Annotated in this window: 15 protein-coding genes; 7 read left to right on the top strand and 8 right to left on the bottom strand. The window is 37.3% G+C overall.

Annotated features, from left to right (window positions below; all coding sequences use genetic code 11):
* Positions 1–141: 141 nt before the first annotated feature.
* On the bottom strand, positions 142–1,260 hold the full coding sequence (locus tag EWM59_RS21455; RefSeq protein WP_130023308.1) for an acyltransferase family protein: 1,119 nt from the start codon (positions 1,258–1,260) through the stop codon (positions 142–144).
* Between the two features lie 479 nt (positions 1,261–1,739).
* On the bottom strand, positions 1,740–2,699 hold the full coding sequence (locus tag EWM59_RS21450; RefSeq protein WP_130023307.1) for a hypothetical protein: 960 nt from the start codon (positions 2,697–2,699) through the stop codon (positions 1,740–1,742).
* Between the two features lie 271 nt (positions 2,700–2,970).
* Here EWM59_RS21450 and EWM59_RS21445 point away from each other — a divergent pair, with 271 nt between their 5' ends.
* On the top strand, positions 2,971–4,155 hold the full coding sequence (locus EWM59_RS21445; RefSeq protein ID WP_130023328.1) for an MFS transporter: 1,185 nt from the start codon (positions 2,971–2,973) through the stop codon (positions 4,153–4,155).
* Here EWM59_RS21445 and EWM59_RS21440 read toward each other — a convergent pair.
* From EWM59_RS21440 to EWM59_RS21425, 4 genes are all read right to left on the bottom strand, one after another.
* The gene (locus EWM59_RS21440; RefSeq protein WP_130023306.1) at positions 4,152–4,589 is read right to left on the bottom strand and encodes an NUDIX domain-containing protein; all 438 of its coding nucleotides are present in this window, start codon (positions 4,587–4,589) and stop codon (positions 4,152–4,154) included. The genes EWM59_RS21445 and EWM59_RS21440 overlap by 4 nt on opposite strands.
* A gap of 416 nt (positions 4,590–5,005) precedes the next feature.
* The gene (locus EWM59_RS21435; RefSeq protein ID WP_130023305.1) at positions 5,006–6,523 is read right to left on the bottom strand and encodes a S10 family peptidase; all 1,518 of its coding nucleotides are present in this window, start codon (positions 6,521–6,523) and stop codon (positions 5,006–5,008) included.
* A gap of 305 nt (positions 6,524–6,828) precedes the next feature.
* A complete protein-coding gene (locus tag EWM59_RS21430; RefSeq protein WP_130023304.1) occupies positions 6,829–7,587 on the bottom strand; it encodes a carboxypeptidase-like regulatory domain-containing protein in 759 nt (252 codons plus the stop codon).
* Between the two features lie 58 nt (positions 7,588–7,645).
* On the bottom strand, positions 7,646–9,112 hold the full coding sequence (locus EWM59_RS21425; RefSeq protein ID WP_130023303.1) for a PKD domain-containing protein: 1,467 nt from the start codon (positions 9,110–9,112) through the stop codon (positions 7,646–7,648).
* Between the two features lie 443 nt (positions 9,113–9,555).
* On the opposite strand from EWM59_RS21425, the gene EWM59_RS21420 reads away from it, so the two are divergent.
* The 5 genes from EWM59_RS21420 to EWM59_RS21400 all read left to right on the top strand — a co-directional run bounded on the left by EWM59_RS21420 (position 9,556) and on the right by EWM59_RS21400 (position 15,193).
* Complete coding sequence (locus EWM59_RS21420) at positions 9,556–9,993, top strand: hypothetical protein (RefSeq protein WP_130023302.1); 438 nt, start codon at positions 9,556–9,558, stop codon at positions 9,991–9,993.
* Between the two features lie 195 nt (positions 9,994–10,188).
* A complete protein-coding gene (locus EWM59_RS21415; RefSeq protein ID WP_130023301.1) occupies positions 10,189–11,241 on the top strand; it encodes a sensor histidine kinase in 1,053 nt (350 codons plus the stop codon).
* Between the two features lie 114 nt (positions 11,242–11,355).
* Positions 11,356–12,468: a sensor histidine kinase gene (locus tag EWM59_RS21410; RefSeq protein WP_130023300.1), complete on the top strand. Its 1,113-nt coding sequence runs from the start codon at positions 11,356–11,358 to the stop codon at positions 12,466–12,468.
* 55 nt (positions 12,469–12,523) lie between these two features.
* Complete coding sequence (locus EWM59_RS21405) at positions 12,524–13,315, top strand: LytR/AlgR family response regulator transcription factor (protein WP_130023299.1); 792 nt, start codon at positions 12,524–12,526, stop codon at positions 13,313–13,315.
* A gap of 549 nt (positions 13,316–13,864) precedes the next feature.
* Positions 13,865–15,193 (top strand): hypothetical protein, encoded by a 1,329-nt coding sequence (locus tag EWM59_RS21400; RefSeq protein ID WP_130023298.1) that lies wholly within the window; start codon positions 13,865–13,867, stop codon positions 15,191–15,193.
* A 51-nt stretch (positions 15,194–15,244) separates the two neighbouring features.
* On the opposite strand, the gene fmt is transcribed toward EWM59_RS21400, so the two are convergent.
* On the bottom strand, positions 15,245–16,156 hold the full coding sequence (gene fmt, locus EWM59_RS21395; protein ID WP_229239408.1) for a methionyl-tRNA formyltransferase: 912 nt from the start codon (positions 16,154–16,156) through the stop codon (positions 15,245–15,247).
* A gap of 237 nt (positions 16,157–16,393) precedes the next feature.
* Here fmt and greA point away from each other — a divergent pair, with 237 nt between their 5' ends.
* Positions 16,394–16,867, top strand: coding sequence for a transcription elongation factor GreA (gene greA, locus EWM59_RS21390; RefSeq protein WP_130023297.1), 474 nt, complete (start codon positions 16,394–16,396; stop codon positions 16,865–16,867).
* Between the two features lie 286 nt (positions 16,868–17,153).
* Here greA and EWM59_RS27770 read toward each other — a convergent pair.
* The coding region (locus tag EWM59_RS27770; protein ID WP_510186009.1) for a transposase family protein at positions 17,154–17,879 on the bottom strand (726 nt) is incomplete at its 5' end.

The raw sequence follows: 17,879 nt of genomic DNA, 5'->3' as shown, positions 1-17,879 counted from the left end.
CTCAAATATGCGAAAACTTATTGTAGATGTGTTTATTACCCCCCATTAAAAAAAAAAAGTATCCCCAAAAACAGGCAACACTTTCCAACATATTAAACGTATTACTAACCTTTTTTCTGGTTTTGTCTTTTCTTTACATGGTCAAATTATTCGCTGCACTACAGGAACTTTACGAATTAACCAAACAAGCAAGTAGGAAAAGACAATACTTAAAATGCAGGCTATTATATATTTGATAGTTGGGTTAAGTGTTAAAGATTCCAGCATAATAGTAACACTAACCACAACTGCAGAGTGGAAAATATAAACGCCGTATCTATTTTCTGTCATGATTGTTAGTGCAAAATTTGTGAAGTTGAGTTTTTTCGCAAAAAGATGAAGAAAAAAACCAGAGAAACCCATACACAAAAAGGTTTGTGCCAATGCAAGGGAAACAGATTCCCAGCTAAGTGCCAGAAATTTATCAATTTGAGTCGGATGCTTTATAAGAAGATAAATAATCAGGCAAAAGTAGGCGGCTGCTACTATTGAGATTGGAAACCATACTATTGCCACCTTTCTGGACAGACCATTAAGCCAGTGCTTTCTATATACTAATATTCCTATGGCATACATGAAAATGTAAGGAGTGATATTGGAAAACTCTATGCCGATAAAATTTTGTCCAAGTGGAAAAAAATGTCGAACTAATATTGTAAGACCACTGCATAGTACAATAATCGTCAAAATATTTATATGCTTGGGTAAATTATCTGATAGACATTTTGAAATAGAAAAATGAGGTTTTAAGAACTTCCAATAGCAAATATATACTAACTCAAAAATTATCAACACCAGAATAAACCATACATGAGAAGTGTATGGTTTAGCATTTTGTTGCAATACATAACTCAACCATGACAATTGAGTGGTCCTATTATGGATTTCAATAAAATATAAAATACTTGGGGCAAGAATAGTCATTACAAATAATAGGGGTATAACCAGGCGAATTAACCTTGCTTTTATAAATTTTCGCACCCCTTTTTTCTCTAATGAAGGAATTGTTAAAAAAGCAGAAATGAAAAAGAAAAGACTCATTGAAAATGATGCCTCGATTCCGGTTAACATCGAAAGGAAAATTTGAATTGTGCCAGGTAGTTTTTCTGGTGTAACATAGCACCAGCCGCCCATGGTCCCATAACCAATACTAACATGATGGATTACAACCAAAACAGATAAGAAAATCATAAGATTATCTAAATAATAAAGTCGTTTCATTTGTAATATTTAATATTTGTTAAAGAGTTGGGTATTTCTTAGCCTTGCTGCTACCTCTTAAATATGCGAAAGTTTTACGGTCCACAGCGGTCGCACCTCTTGTATTATTTGGCACTTTACTTACATTTTGGAGTATTATTTGTGTCGTAGCTTTTCATAATTGTTAACTTTTTCACAATAGAAGTAAAGTTAAAAATTTTATAGAGCCCTGCCAATTTTTTCAACCTTTTACGCTCAATTATTCAAATAGGCTAACGTTATTTTTTAAGATTCGGGCACTAAAGTGGGAATATTTCGCTCACTTATGATTCCCGTTTTTCACGAGATACTGATGGCAATAGTCGTTAAACTGGCAAAAATGTTTCCTATCTCCCAGCATTAAAAAAACCGATTTGACCTCCAATAACCCAAAAAAATGAGAACAAAAAAAAAGTGTTACCAAAAACAGGCAACACTTTCTGACATATTTAAACGTATTACTAACCTTTTTTCCTTTTTTCTGGTTTTGTCTTTTCTTTCTCCTCTGTTACGCCATTCACAGTAACTGTGTACTTTAAATCACAGGTACCATCGCCATAATCGACAATTTTTGTATCGCCTGATACAGGCTTGATTTCTATAGTTCCACTTACCGGAAAGCCTCTCGCATCCTTGCATGAATGCTTCACTATCAATGTTTGGGTAATAGTGGCGGTAAATTCGGTGCCGTCACTTCCTTTAGCATTGGTTGTGCCTGTGGTTTGCGATTCGTCATCGTCTTTTGTAGTGGTTCCTTTATTATCTATTACACGTTTTTTAGTGCTTGTATAAGTAATTACCTTATTAGTATTTGTGTTGGTAATGGTAATATTGGCTAACTTCTCACTTGCTGTTGCTTTGCCACTGGCTACAGTAGTAGTAATGGTGTGTGTACCATTAATTACAAGCGTATCTCTTTTCAGATTTTCATAACTCACTGTTCGGGTCAGTGTACCTGTAAAGCCTGAATCGGGTTTAACCGGAATCGTAATAGTCATTTTTCCACCCACCGCTTTGTCATTACATACACCATCTGCTACGCTTGTATAGTCATAGACAATAGTAATGGTATTATTGGCAACGGTTTTGCTTACATCGGCACAATTATCAAATCTACCTCTCCAGGGTTTATCCCAGCCGATACCAAGGCTTGGAAAATGTCCGCCATGCTTGCCTTTGTCTCCACCACCTGTTTCTCCGGTTTCACGGAAATTTCTTCCGCCAAAAGGCAAAAAAGTTACATCATCTACTAAATCGTACACATCTTCTGATTCGTCCTGAATAGTCTGGTTATCGGCTACTACCGCTGCCGACTGGGCGTCTGGTGTTACAGAATCATTATCTGGGTCTTTTGTACAGGCCGTGACTGCCAACCCAAGAGCAATACACAGTGAAGCAATTTTTAACAAATTGTTTTTCATCGGTTTAATTAGATTTTAAAATAGTGAACAAATAAAAATTTGTGTACACTTTTTACCATAATTAACGAAAAGGGTTTATAGATTAGCGAAACTATGACAATGACGAAGCCACGGAAGAAAAGGGTTGCACAGTTGAAATTAAAATCTTAGAAAGTCCTGATGGTAAGGCTTTTCAGTTAAAAATTTACAGAAAATTGCATTTTACCATTGAATGATAGTTGGAAACAAAGTTTGTCTTGCAAATACAGGTACTGATGCTTTATTTTTACAGATGGAACAACAATCTAATAGTATATTCTCTCTCCAGTATTGGCTTCTCTGTATCAGTTCTCTGGTTTTCTTTGCAAGTTTCAATATGCTCATACCTGAGCTGCCTGACTATCTGTCAAAATTAGGGGGTGCAGAATCAAAGGGTCTTATCATCAGTCTTTTTACGCTTACTGCCGGACTTTCACGTCCATTCAGTGGCCGACTGACCGACCGCATTGGTCGTGTACCTGTAATGGCTTTTGGGTCATTGGTTTGTTTTGTCTGCGGATTCTTTTATCCGCTCGTAACTACTGTTTTTCCTTTCCTGATGTTGAGGCTGGTGCATGGTTTTTCTACCGGATTTAAACCTACCGGAACTGCTGCCTATATTGCTGATATTGTTCCTGTCAATAGAAGAGGTGAGGCGATGGGTATGCACGGGTTAATGAGTAGTTTCGGCATGGCCTTTGGTCCTGCACTGGGTAGTTGGATTGCTGATACGTTTTCGATGAATGTCTTGTTTTATGTTTCTTCCATGTTTGCCCTTATCTCTATTGCGATACTGTATAACATGAAAGAAACTCTTCCGAAAGAACAAAAGGAAAAATTTACACTTAGCTCTCTGAAGATTAATCAGAATGATGTGTTTGACATTATGGTTTTGCCTGCGGCTATTGTTATGTTTCTGACGGCTTTCAGTTTTGGAGCAGTAGCTACATTATCGCCTGATTTGAGTAAGAGTATCGGACTGCATAACAAAGGCTTTTACTTTCTGATTTATACCTTAGCTTCCTTGTTTATTCGTTTGCTGGCAGGCAAAGTTTCTGATAAAAACGGGCGGATTCCGGTATTACGCTGGGGGTGTTTTGCGCTGATTATTTCGATGGGTTTTACAGCCTTTGCAAACAATGTGTATCTTTTTGTAATAGCCGCTATTTTCTTTGGCATTGCTCAGGGAGTGCTCTCTCCTATTTTACAGGCCTGGACAATTGATTTATGCGATGAAAACAACCGGGGCAGAGCATTGGCAACCATGTATATCTGTATGGAAGCAGGCATAGGTCTGGGAGCATTTTTATCGGCAGAGATTTACCAAAACAGCATCAGCCGAATGCCTTATGCCTTCCTGATTATGGGAGGATTAGCAGTTTTAGGGTTTGCTTATTTGTTTTCGGGCAAAGTGCGCCGTATGAAGGCGGCTTTTTAAAACCAGGTCTGGTCTAATTTGCCGATATATTTATCCTGCAAATTACCTGACAGATAATCTTTCAGGCTTTTAGTGATATTGGGATACAGGTTTATGGAAGACAATTCTTCTAACGATAACCATCTGATGGCTAAGGCCGAGGTATGCAATGGGTTAAGCATAGGCGTACCTTCTGAAATGCTGCCTTCAAAAACAAAATGAATGGTTTGTTTCTGAGCGTCTGTAAAATGTACTTCCCCTATCATCATTAATTGACCGATTTCGGCTTTAATGCCTAATTCTTCTTCTAATTCCCGTGCAAGAGTCAAAGTCAGAGACTCACCGAATTCTAAATTGCCTCCGGGCAAATTATATACATCCTGACCACCATATTGATAATGCATGGTCAGGATTTTTTCGTTTTCTATAATGGCAACTGCCGGCCTGATTTTCATAGCTACGTAAGTGGATTCTTTGTAATAATAGGAATGGTGAATGGCTAATTAGTGAATTAGCGAATAATTTTACTGTGGAGTTTCTCAGAGTTTACACAGAGTAAATTATCCTAAGGTAAAGTAAGAAGCCCGATTGCTTTACTCAAATAATAAAAATTATATACTAAAAATGTAACCTTAAAACATCATTTCCTGTAGAGGCGGACGGCAAGTCTACGATTAAAAAACGTGGAAAGGACTAAACTTAAAAGAAAATCTATCAGTTTTTTAATTGTACGAGTTTAAATGATGCCTGCTTTTTTGGACGCCCAGTCCGGGTTACTTTTTTTCAGGTAAAAAAAGTAACACCCTTCCAAACAAGAAATACGAAACAAATCTTCTCATTCCAATTGCATAAAAGTGACAAAAAAATGTAATTACTTCAAAGCCATCTCATAAAACTTATCAGCATCGCACTTCAATTTTATTAACGATTCTTTATGGATATACATCATATGCCCGGCCTCAAAATAAGTAAAATTTACATTTTTCTTTTGTTCGGGGCGTAGCATCATGTGATTGAAAGTGTATTCGGCTGCAAAATAAGGCGTAGCTAAATCATAATACCCAGCCGCTACCCAGACCTTTAAATAAGGGTTCTTAGACATAGCCTGACGCAACGTTTCGCTCACATTCAGGTATTTGTTCTGTACATTGTTATAATTCCAGGGTTGTACTCTCCCGGTCAGAATCAGGTATGGCAAATCATTTTCATACTTTAATTCCTGACGCAAGTACTGATTAATTGTGCCTGAGTATGGCCCTGAGATAGTAGCATCAAGGCTTGGGTCAAATTCATACCGCTCTCCGGCATTGTCATAATCAGTACCTGTAAAACGTCCATCTAATCGCCCGGCAGTTTTACCTTCTTCACGCAACAGTTCTTTTACAAAACGACCGATTTCTATGCGGTTGTTGGCACGTTTGATATACTCTTTTGATAAGCCTGTAAACTTGCTTAGTTTTTCAGCAACCATCGTTTGTTCAGCTTCACTTGCCTGGTCGCCTTTCATCAGAACGGTTGCATATTCGTTCAGAACAAATTTTTCAACCTCACGCAAGGTCTTTTGCAAATCTGCCTGATACTCAGGTGCTATCCTTTTATGATACCAGGCCATAGCAGTATAAGTTGGCAGAAACAATTCAAAAGGCAAATCATTTCCTTTATCAAAAAGGGCTGTCTGAAAATTAAGGATAGAAGAAATCAAGGCAACCCCATTGATATACATATTGTATCTGTCTTGCAGATAACCTGATAAGCCTGCCGCTCTGGTAGTACCATAACTTTCGCCCGCCAGAAATTTAGGCGATGCCCAACGGCCATACTTAGTTGCGTGTAAACGGATAAACTCCCCTACTGATTCAATGTCTTCTACATAGCCTAAAAACTGACGTTCGTTTTCACCTTGCACAGCACGACTATACCCGGTATTTACAGGGTCAATAAATACTAAATCAGTTTTATCGAGCCAGCTATATTCATTATTCACATACGAATAAGGCGGTGCTAACGATTCACCCTTATCACTCATCGGAATACGCTTAGGGCCACTACAACCCATGTGTAACCAGACCGAAGCCGAGCCTGGCCCACCATTGAAAGTATAAGTAACAGGGCGTTTCGATAAATCATTGACCCCGTCTCTGGTATAGGCTATAAAAAAGATATTGGCTTTGGCTTTACCACTTTCATCTTTTATTACCATATAACCCGTGCGGGTAGTATAATTAATGGTTTGCCCGCCAATAATCACCTGTCCTTTGGTTTCAATCGGTGCCGGAACAGGTGGCAGAACAGCAGGTTTTTCATCAGTTTTTTTCTCAGTATTCTGAGCGAAAGCCGAAAGACTGATACAGGTAAAAACAAAAAGGATAGTTTGTCGAAGTATGGTCATGAGTTCAGGTAGTTGATTAAGAGCAAAAATAGAAAAATTTATGAGTACACAAGAAAATATCAGACATAAAAAAAGTATCCTTCTGCTGAAGAATACTTTACAAAAATTGAATGCTTAAAAGTTGTGTGTTGAAACCTATACTAAACCTACTTTTATTGTCTTAAATATCTTTTAAAACAGAATGGATGGAGAAAAGAACAGAGAGAACGAAAAGTACTTTTTCCCTGCTGAATACTACTTTTTTCATTTTACATTTTCCCGTGCGGCGTCCGCTTGTTCCATTTTCCTTCCTCCGTTTTCCATTGCTACATAATCAACAAGGCCATTTCATAAATCTCAGCCAATTCATATGGAGGTATAAACAATCCTGTAGTTGTCTCGCTGAAATCTTTCTCATCATATCTGATTTTTACTTTTAGTTTCCTCCCGTTGCTTACGTCTTTTGCTGTAATTTTATATTTACCAATAGCGATGTCATAGATGTAATAATCATTGTCAGAAGCACGGCGAACAATTGTTTGCCCAATACTGCCATCAATCAACGGGCCATCAGGTACCAAGGTTAATTCTATATTTCCTCGTTCTACTGTGTTGAAATCCTGCATGATTTCGATAGTCCCACCATAGAAGCCATTATCGCCAAAATTACCTGTACGCTTGCCTGTCAATTTCAGGGTAAGGTTTTTAATAGCTCCATCGTAAGGCGAAAACTGCCCATCATTTTCCGTAAATAGGGCTAAATCATAATTTTGCCCATTGAATTTGATTCTCACACTACCTCTCACATAAAAAGAACCTGAAGCTATACCTGTGGGGAGTTTGATACTATAATTGCCGTTCGCATCAGTATAACCAATGCGGGCATCCTGATAATCCAGACTATTGGCTACAATTTTGGCATTGGCAATAGGTTTTTTGTTAGCGTCTGTTACTCTTCCCTTTACAATTCCTTTCTCTACTTTACCTGAATTGTTTTCTTCAGGTGTAGGTTCTGTACACTTACACTTATCTGCGCATGCCAATGTTGAAAATGTAAGTAATAATAAAAATATGATTAATTTCATGACTTATAAATGTAGAAATAAATGGTAGAGAGTACAATCTCTCTACCTAAAAATTGGTTTAAAACTTAGCTACGTTAGCAGCATTGTTGCTGGCAAATGTGTTAGTTGTTGCGGCATCGCTGTTTACATCAGCATCAGAGGTATATAAGATGCCATAGCCTCCACTATAAGTCAAACGGGTATTTTTGATGGTCAATTTAGCGCCTTTGCCATAAGCCACCACGTTTGCTCTTCTGCCTGATACAATGACTACGCTACCTCCGCCACTTATTTCTGCGTTCTGAATTACATTCTGATTACTTACCGAATAAATAATGATTCCTTTCCAATACACTTCGTTTCTTCTTACGCCTGTTATTACCACTTTCTTATCAGTTGTTCCTTGAGCAGATAAATAACCATTACGATTTACACTAATCATCACATCTCTTTCCACTTCTACCGTTATACCCGGTTTTAATGTCCAACCTGTTTCTATTTCCAGATTACCTAATAGTCTGTACTTGGTTTGGTCTTTAAAAGCAGGCCAGCTTACATTAGTACCTTCTTTGATTATAGACGAACTGACTTCTACCAAATCTCGCTCGTTTGCTCCTGTAAATTTCGAATCTGCATCCAAAAAGGTAGCATTGATTGCATCTATAAGGATACCCGCCTGTGATTGTCTTTCAAAGCTGTTTCTTTTAAAATCTTTTAAAACTGCACCTGTCTGTACATATAAGCCATAGCCATCATTGGTAGCGAAAAGGCAATCTGTCAAACTTATTTGTGCTTTTTTATTACCAAACATAGCCAATCCGGCTTTGGTATTGGTAAAGGCAATTTTACCTGCGCCGTATTCTATATTCACAAAAGCCATCTTATTAGCTGCACTTGGCGAGTACAGTTTTATACCAGCCCAATAGCCCTTTTGCAATTGTATACCTGTAAATCTGATACGATTTTCGCTTAGTCCTACCGCATCAATCAATCCCTTTTCTTCAATACTCAAGGCTTTATCACGGTCAAAAGCCATCGTTACACCCGGTGCAACACTCAATTCGGCATTTACTGATATATCTTTTGTTACCAGATAATCGGGTTTCATATGGTCAATAAAACGGTCAACCAGATGCGTTTTTTCATTGATAGGCTTATCAATGGTTACAGGCTCTTTGTACTCTACTTTAAATCTTACTCTGTCCTGACTTTTTTCGCTGCCTTGTGTAACAGTTAGTTCAAACTCATAATAACCCACAATATCAGGTGTAAAAGTTGGTTTTACTGCTGTCGGCTGAGCCAAAGTCAGTTTACTATTACTTGGTTTGCTTACAATTGACCAGGCAAACGTTTTGGTTTCGTTGCCTGTAGAGGCAGAGCCATCTAAAGTAGCTACTTGCGTGGGTAAAACATCCTGGTCGGTTCCTGCATGGGCTTTTACATTTACTACAGGGGTTGGCTTAGGCGTTTCTTCTGTTTCTTCGCAAGACATAAGTACACTGAACAATGCCAGTGAAAGAGGGACAATAATTGATGTACGTTTCATTGTGTTTAACTTTTTCATAATCGATAAAATATTCTAAATAGGTACTATTAATTCTCTTTGGCTATCGGTTTGTGTGGCAAAACTATATAGCTGTCTTTTCTGCTCCCATTGCGGCCTGTTTCAATTGTAGGTTCCCCTTCATTAATTGTCATAATCAGGATATGAATTGCATAATAATATATTCAGTTATTTTTATTTATCCGGTTTCTTTTTCTATCAGTTTATGATTCTGATTGACATTTAAAGCCATTTTTTAAAGAATACTTCCTACTTGCACCCCATGCAATTAAATAAGCAATTCATTCATAAAAACTGACATTTCGCTCAGGATAGCATTTAAGACCTGACATTGACACTACATCTTTGCAAAAGCGAACGGGACATCTGTGATACACACATCCTGATTTGCTTTATCAATTATTTCAAAAAAAATATTTACAATTATGAAAGCTTTACGTTACTCTTTAAAATCAGTTTTAGGTATCTGCCTGATGCTTAGTGTATTTCTTACTTCTTGCGAAAAAGACAAAGACAAGGAACCGGCACCAGACTTAGCCACCCAGATTGCCGGCAATTACGCATTTACTGAAATTGTGTTTCAGGGAGAGACCATTCCTGCTGACGAAACAAGTGTGAAAGGAACTGTTAAAGTTACCCGTGCTACAGAATTTACTGTAGATATGGATTTTAATATCCGTCAGAAAACCACTAATGATGAATTTATGGTAGAATTAGTAAAAGGTGTAGTGGCTTCGCCGGGTAGTGGTGTTATAAACCTGTATTATGAAGGTAAAAAGGTTGGTGAAGTAAAAGGTAATAAACTATACATTAATAGTTCAGACGGAAACGATGAGCCATTTACCTTGGTTTCTACCAAATAACAATCCATCATTTTAATCTGAGTGAACCGTTTATTCATAAGTGTTCACTCAGGTTTTATCCACATTAGTACAAATCATCCATCAATTTTTACAATTCATACATAAAAATGGCTCAATAAAAGTTTGTGCATAGAATTATAGTGGCAGAATTCATTATTTTTGAAGAATGCCTGATACGCAAGGCACCAAAACTTTATGAGACCCGGTTTCTTTTCAAAATATGAGTGGTGGTATCATTTATCTATGATGCCCATCTTTTTTGTGGCAGGTAACTATTACTTTATTGGTGATAGTTACTTTTCTGACTTTAAGACCTTCTTCATTGCTACGCAACTTGTTTTTGTTTTATACTGGTTTTCTATCATAGTGCTTACGCTTGTTATTCGCTGGGTAATAGCCCGATTCCCTCACTTCAGTCAGAATGCAATCCGTCTTGTTGTAATGCTTGTTCTGGTTGGTAGCATCACTATGCTATTAGCTGTTTTTGATGTATGGGCTTATAGTATTTTTTCCTATCTGAAAGTTGAATTTGTATGGGATAAAATATGGCCTATTATGATATTAGGGATATTTTTTGATTTTTTTCTATGTGCGGCCTTAGGCTTATTTTATGCCTTTGAGAAATGGAAACAGAATCAGACAGAGAGTGAAAAATTAGAACGTATTGCCCTGCAACAACAGTTTGATACCTTGAAAGGACAGGTTAATCCGCATTTTCTTTTCAATAGCCTCAATACGCTTTCTTCTTTAATCGGAGAAGATAAAGTGATGGCTGAACAATTTGTAGAAGACCTTTCCAGAATATATAGGTATATGTTACAGGCTGCCAAAGTAGAGTATGCCTGTTTTTCTACAGAAATCGAATTTCTGGAAACTTATGCCCGACTCCTGAAAGTACGGTATGGCGATGGTTTACAATTCAACTTTCCCTCTATTAATCAGCATTCAGGGATTATTTTATCCCCTTTAAGTTTTCAGAATCTGGTAGATAATGCCATCAAACACAATATGATGTCGGTCAGCAAACCTTTGATTATCAGCATAGATATTTTACCAGACCGGAGAATACGCATAAAAAACAATCTGCAAAGAAAAATCAGGACGATTGATACACAAGAAGCGTTGCTTTCTAATCTGGTAGCCAAATATACTTTTTTATGTAACGACCCGGTAGAAGTAGTTGAACACGACAACCATTTTACGGTTATTCTGCCCATAATTAAAGAAAGAGAGTTAAGCAGTTTATGATAAGAAATACTCAATTCATACAGCATTTATGAGATTTGAGGCAAAAACATGAATGTAATAAGCAAATGATATGCTTATTTTTGTTAAGAAAGATAAAAGTATATTGTGTTGCCAATGAATAATCCTGTTATCAATAGTATTACCCGAAAACCTGAAGCCAAAACCAAGTGGTCGTATGTATTGACCATGCCTGTCTTCCTGATGTTTTTCTGTTATCTGTTGATAGGTTCAGGTTACTTCTCTGACTTGAAAACCTTTGTTGGCGCTACTTTGCTGAATGGTGTGCTACTTACCTGCACTTTTCTGATACAAAACCATGTAAATACCCTCATTTCGCACCGATATTCAAGCCTGAATCAGACTATTCAGCGAGTAGCTATATCTGTATTTACACATGCTGTTTTATCAGGCATATTTCTGTTATTAGTAGCGGCCTTATATGTCAAATTCAGGCTTTTCGGTTCTACTCTTGGTTATAAAGCGTTGCTGATTGTGTATGTGGTCAATATGATGGCCATAGTGCTCACAATGGTTATACAAGAGACTTTTCATTCGTTAGGGCACTGGAAACACCATGAATTTAATAAAGAAAAACTACTGAAAGAAAACATACAAGGGCAACTGCAAAGCCTGAAAGCGCAGATAAGTCCACACTTTTTATTTAATAGTCTTAATTCGCTTTCTACCTTGATTGCCGAAGATGCTGAAAAGGCTGAAGAGTTTGTAAACCAAATGGCGCGTGTATACAGGTATCTCTTACAAACCAATCAGTCAACCATAGACGATGATAATGTGAACCATCTGACCACCTTGAATCATGAACTGACTTTCATTGAATCTTATTATCATTTGCTGAAAACCCGATATGGTGAGGGCATGCACCTGAATATTGAAGTGGATGATAAATACGCATCGTATCATATACCTCCACTTACGTTGCAATTGCTGGTAGAGAATGCGGTGAAACATAATGTTATCAGAACCAGTCGCCCACTGATAGTTGAGATTGTATCAACCGAAAACGGTCTATTACAAGTAAGAAATAACTTACAGAAGAAGAGTACTTCAGGATTGGAGAATCTGGAATCGACACGTATAGGGCTGGCTAATATCCAGACCAAATATCATTTACTGGCACAAAACAAGGTTGTTACATCTGAGCCGATTATTGAAAACGGCCCAGATTACTTTACAGTTACTTTGCCATTAATCCACAAAACTACCTGACGGATAAAACTAAATAATAACGATATACCAAGAAAATTAAATTAAAACTGTTGATATGAAGGCATTGATTGTTGAAGATGAAGAATTATCAGTTCGTCGTTTAAAGAAAATTCTTAACGAAATCACTTCTGAAATTCAGGTGATTGGTGTTACTGATAGCATAGAAGATACCGTTGACTGGCTGGAATCAAACCGGGCCAATCGGAATACTGACCCTGACCTGATATTTTTAGATATAGAATTATCTGACGGGCAGAGTTTTGAGATTTTCAACCGGACGGAAGTAAAAAGCACAGTTATTTTTACTACTTCTTACGACGAATACGCTCTGCAAGCATTTAAGGTAAACAGCATTGATTATTTGCTAAAGCCTGTTCACCGTGATGATTTACAAAGAAGTCTGAATAAATATGAAGCTCTGAAAGCTACCCCTGCGCAAAATGCACAGGATTCGTTGAGTGGAATCAGGAAACTATTAGAAGAACTAAAGATACAAACAACTCCCGAATACCGTGAGCGTTTTTTAGTGAAACAGAATCAGAAGTTACTTTCGGTTGAAGTAGGTGAAATTGCCTATTTCTTTACCGATGAGCGATACAGTTTTTTCACTACGCATACCAATCAGAAATTTTTAGTTGATTATACTTTAGACGAAATAGCCGAAACACTTGACCCTTCACGTTTTTTCAGAATCAACCGGGGCATGATTCTCACGCACAAAACCGTTGAAAAAATAGAGCCCTACTTTGGTAATAGGTTAGCCTTGTTTTTACGCCCTGCGCATAACAAACAAGCCTTAGTCAGTAGAGAAAAAGTAGCAGACTTTAAATACTGGATGGGTAAGTAATAATAGAAGAGATTTTATTTGAGGAGAGCGGTGCTCTCCTTTTTTGTTGAAGTTTCAGCAAATAAAACCTTGTTATTGGTTCAAATTTTAGCTGGAATCATTCAGAATTGATAGCTATATCCTATATTATTTTTCTTTCATAGCCTCGGGATGTTACTTTTTGGTGCTGCAAAAAGTAACCAAAAAGCAGCCATCATTTAAACTCACACAATTAAAAACCTGGTATATCTATTCCGATTGGCGAATCTCTTTCTTGGTTTTTAATTGTGTTCAGACAAGAAATGATGTTTTAAGGTTACAATTTTTAGTTGTTATTTTTAAATGTGTTGTAATATTTGCTACTCTGCATTATTTTAAGGTTTTCCACTTCATGCCAACCTCAGTTAGTACAATATATTTCTACAATTCAGTACCCTGTTTTATCAATTCTGCTATACTATTATACAGTTCATACAGCTACACTTTCATAGGGTTTCATAAGTAATATAAGTTTGTACCATGTTATTTGACATCACTCAATATATGAAAAGCTATTACTTTAAAACAATTATGAAAACTCTGCAAACCATCGCAATTACACTTCTTTTTTCTGCAGGAATGTTATCCTGCGAGATTGACCCGAATAAGCCTGAACCGGGGATTCCTTCAAAAGGTACACCTACCGAAATTGGTAAACCATTAGGAGCAACTACGGCTAAAATGATTGGCGCACAAGGAGGTAGTATTTCTACCCCGGATGGTAAACTTACTTTGAATTTTCCAGCCGGAGCATTAACCAAAGAAACCAATATTACGATACGCCCTGTAGAAAACAAAGCATGGGGCGGTGTAGGTATCGGTTATGAATTTGGCCCTGATAGCAGCGAATTTGCTAAACCTATTAGTTTTACCTATAAATATAACGATAAAGAAATGAGCGGTGTTTCATTAGATAATATGGCACTGGCATTTCAGGATCAGAATAAAATATGGCAAATGACCTCGCCTTTATCTGTTGATAAAACCCGGAAAAAAATCAGTGGATACCTTAAACACTTTAGCTGGTGGTCTATGATTACCCGTTATCAATTATTGCCGGAATATGATACTGTACAGGTAAAAGAAATAAAAGAATTAAGACTGGAACATCTTGACAATGGTTTCGAATGGCCTTGGACAGATAACCCAAACCCTTCTCCTGAAATTGCTTTATTGGTACCATTGAATACACCAAAACTGGCTGACCGTACCGATATTGCCAAACTTTATCTGAATGGTGTGGACTGGACTACTAAAGAGCCAAAAGACCAGACATCCGGTACATTAGGGTATGCCAGCAGCGGCAATAAAGCGGTAGTTATTTATACAGCACCCGGGAAAAAACCGGAAGCTGCTTATAATCCGGTTGCTATTAGTGTAGAATTACAACATGCAGGTAAAGCCAAGCTATTATTAGTGAGTAACCTCTACATTAATACCGAAAATACTTTTAGTGTAGATGGGTCTGACCCAAGTGAAATTGTGATTTATGCTGCTGGAGGCGATGGAGAATTGTATTTAAACTTTGAAGACAATATGTCTAATACATTAAACGTATATACAAAGAATTTTAAAGAAGGTAAATTTTCATTCAATACCAGCGAGACTTATATAGGTGCCGTGCATAAGTCAAAGGAAAAGCAAGGTTCTTCAATATATAAACATTGTAAAAAAACGATGAGCGAAAGCGGTAGTGTAGTCATTGAAAAACTATATAAATCTGAAGGGAAAACCTATTTAAAAGGGCAAATTATAGGTACTGTTTGTACCAAACATCAAGCTGATGAACATTGTAATGTAGTTGTTCATGAAACCATGAAAGTATTTGCCAATTTCACTACAATAGTAAGTGCTATATAATAACCTAATGCAGAAATCCGTCTTTAGTAAAGGACGGATTTCTGCATTAATCTATAACCTGAATCCCCTCAGAAAATCTTGTACTCCCATTTTCTTTTTCCCTTCAATCTGTAATTCTTTTATTCGCAGAAATTGATCAGCACATTTAAAAGCCAGAAAAGTTTTGCCATCACTTTCAACCGTTCCGGGTGCAACATCTTTTCCCTGTGTATCGGTCAGTTCAGACTGATAAATTTTACAGATTTTATCTGATAAAGTAGTCCAAGCTGCCGGATACGGCGAAAGACCCCGTATAAAATTATGTACTTTTTCAGCAGGTTGATTCCAGTTAATCTCACAGGTTTCTTTAAAAATCTTTGGTGCAGGTCTTAGCTCCATATCTGTTTCCTGTGGTAATTGCGGATAATCTCCGGCTTGAATGGCTTTTACTGTTTTCAACACCAGGTCTGCTCCTCTTTCCATCAGTCTATCATGTACCGTGCCTGCATTGTCGTGCGGATAAATCGGTTCTTTATCTACAAAAATGATATTACCCGTATCAATCTCTTGTTTGATGAAGAATGTAGTTACACCCGTTTCTATATCTCCGTTAATGACTGCCCAGTTGATAGGTGCTGCCCCACGGTATTGCGGTAAAAGTGAGCCATGCAGGTTAAAAGTGCCTTTTGGCGGCATATTCCAGACTACTTCCGGCAACATTCTGAATGCCACAACTACCTGCAAGTCAGCCTGATAGCTTTTCAATTGTTCTAAAAATTCAGGATTTTTCAGTTTTTCGGGTTGTAGCACAGGAATACCGTGTGAAACCGCATACTGTTTAACAGGTGTCTGGTTCAGGTGCAAACCTCTACCCGAAGGCTTATCTGGTGCTGTTACTACTGCCACTACTTCACAACCATTTTCAACCAGTTTGCGTAAACTTGCTACTGCAAAATCAGGCGTACCCATAAAAACTATTTTCATCTTTTCTCCGTTATATAATTATGTGGTCGCAAAAATACTTGATTTTAAAAAATCTTTGTACCTTTGCCATCTAAATTACACAAATGAAACAAAATCGGGTAAATAAAGTATTTTTTCGAGTAAAATTCAGTTAGTTTCTGTGATAAAATTTACAATTTTATCTGGAACGGTCGAATTTTCGCCGTTCTTTTTTTGTCCACCCCTCAGCAGAAAGGGGTTTTTAAATTTATAAGAGATATGTCAAAACTTCAGTATTACACCGAAGAGGGTTATAACAACCTGAAAAATAAATTGCATGACCTGAAAGGTAAAGGCAGAGCAGATATTGCCCGCCAGATTGCAGAAGCACGTGATAAAGGCGATTTGTCGGAGAACGCCGAATATGATGCTGCTAAAGATGCACAAGGCTTAATGGAAATGGAAATTTCCAAATTAGAAGAATTAGTAGCCAATGCCCGTATCTTAGATGAGTCAACGATTGATACATCAAAAGTATCTTTATTGTCGAAAGTAAAGATTAAAAACAAGAAAAACGGTGCCATGATGGCCTACACACTGGTTTCGGAAGAAGAAGCCGATTTGAAACAAGGAAAAATATCTGTCAACTCTCCGTTTGGTAAAGGCCTGTTTGGTAAGAAAGTAGGTGAAACTGCCCAGATACAAGCACCGGCCGGAATGGTGGAAGTGGAAGTATTAGAAATCAGCAGATAAAACATAGCTGTTGCACACAACAATAGAGAAGATTTTATACTGACATCTCAATCATAGATAAACAAAGGTCATTCAATATTGAGGCTTTCCTTGGAAATTCTCTTAGATAAAATATTCTAACGACAAGACACTCAAAAATCTGAGTGTCTTGTTGATTTTCAAAGAGCAACATCTTTAAAAAGTACAATCTATCGTGAGTTTTTCGTCAATTGAGACTTTTCTGTTTACGAGTAGACACACTGAACCACCCCATTTTATGGGTGAGTTTTGATATGAAATTTTCAATTTAAGCGGCCATTTGGGCTTGCCTTTGAGCTTTCTGTCTTCGTTTGGCAATCAAAACAGCATTGGCAGTGTGAATACCGAAAAATAGCCAAACTTGTTCGTTGTCAGGACTTCTGGCTTTGTTCTTATGCAAGAGGTAATGTTCCTTTTCATTACCAAAACTGCCTTCTAAACGTGTAGCTCTTTCTTTATTAAGTACTGCTTTGATTTGTTTGGTAGCTTTATCATCTTTTCCAGTACCCTTTCTAATAAAGTTGGTCTGGATGTTCTTCTGAGTAGTATATTTACGATTTTCATTGGTAGCATAAATCCTGTCAGCAGCTATATGGGTACATAGACCAAAAGTACTTTTATGTTTGACTATACTGATTTTCAGACGTTTACACTCATTGAAGGCTTCATAACTTCCATATTCAATTATGCTGATTCCACCTACCTGCAACTTATGAACCTTCATTCCGAACTCTAAGGGTTTATTCTCTTTTCCCCTGATAATGGGTCTGAGGTAGGGTTTGTACAAACTTACTATCCGGTTTGGTATCTTGGCTTGTGGGTGTAAGTATCGCTGTTTTTGCTGTTGATAAACCAGTTTAATGGTCTTAAATGTTTCAGCGTCTACCATACTTAATCCTTTCGCTTGAGTTTGATTGAGCAGGGATTGATAGGCTTCTATTCCTTTATCCAACAATTTTAGTAAAGCATTTTGCCTGCTTCTGGTTTTTCTATA

The organism is Emticicia agri, assembly GCF_004168285.1.
GTDB lineage: Bacteria > Bacteroidota > Bacteroidia > Cytophagales > Spirosomataceae > Emticicia > Emticicia agri.
The sequence above is the reverse complement of the archived record's forward strand: the minus strand, read 5'-3'. Positions and strand labels throughout refer to the sequence as shown.

Excerpts from the sequence above, each read along its gene's own strand:
- EWM59_RS21455 (WP_130023308.1), bottom strand. The coding sequence starts at position 1,260 with ATGAAACGACTTTATTATTTAGATAATCTTATGATTTTCTTATCTGTT.
- EWM59_RS21450 (WP_130023307.1), bottom strand. The coding sequence starts at position 2,699 with ATGAAAAACAATTTGTTAAAAATTGCTTCACTGTGTATTGCTCTTGGG.
- EWM59_RS21445 (WP_130023328.1), top strand. The coding sequence starts at position 2,971 with ATGGAACAACAATCTAATAGTATATTCTCTCTCCAGTATTGGCTTCTC.
- EWM59_RS21440 (WP_130023306.1), bottom strand. The coding sequence starts at position 4,589 with ATGAAAATCAGGCCGGCAGTTGCCATTATAGAAAACGAAAAAATCCTG.
- EWM59_RS21435 (WP_130023305.1), bottom strand. The coding sequence starts at position 6,523 with ATGACCATACTTCGACAAACTATCCTTTTTGTTTTTACCTGTATCAGT.
- EWM59_RS21430 (WP_130023304.1), bottom strand. The coding sequence starts at position 7,587 with ATGAAATTAATCATATTTTTATTATTACTTACATTTTCAACATTGGCA.
- EWM59_RS21425 (WP_130023303.1), bottom strand. The coding sequence starts at position 9,112 with ATGAAACGTACATCAATTATTGTCCCTCTTTCACTGGCATTGTTCAGT.
- EWM59_RS21420 (WP_130023302.1), top strand. The coding sequence starts at position 9,556 with ATGAAAGCTTTACGTTACTCTTTAAAATCAGTTTTAGGTATCTGCCTG.
- EWM59_RS21415 (WP_130023301.1), top strand. The coding sequence starts at position 10,189 with ATGAGACCCGGTTTCTTTTCAAAATATGAGTGGTGGTATCATTTATCT.
- EWM59_RS21410 (WP_130023300.1), top strand. The coding sequence starts at position 11,356 with ATGAATAATCCTGTTATCAATAGTATTACCCGAAAACCTGAAGCCAAA.
- EWM59_RS21405 (WP_130023299.1), top strand. The coding sequence starts at position 12,524 with ATGAAGGCATTGATTGTTGAAGATGAAGAATTATCAGTTCGTCGTTTA.
- EWM59_RS21400 (WP_130023298.1), top strand. The coding sequence starts at position 13,865 with ATGAAAACTCTGCAAACCATCGCAATTACACTTCTTTTTTCTGCAGGA.
- fmt (WP_229239408.1), bottom strand. The coding sequence starts at position 16,156 with ATGAAAATAGTTTTTATGGGTACGCCTGATTTTGCAGTAGCAAGTTTA.
- greA (WP_130023297.1), top strand. The coding sequence starts at position 16,394 with ATGTCAAAACTTCAGTATTACACCGAAGAGGGTTATAACAACCTGAAA.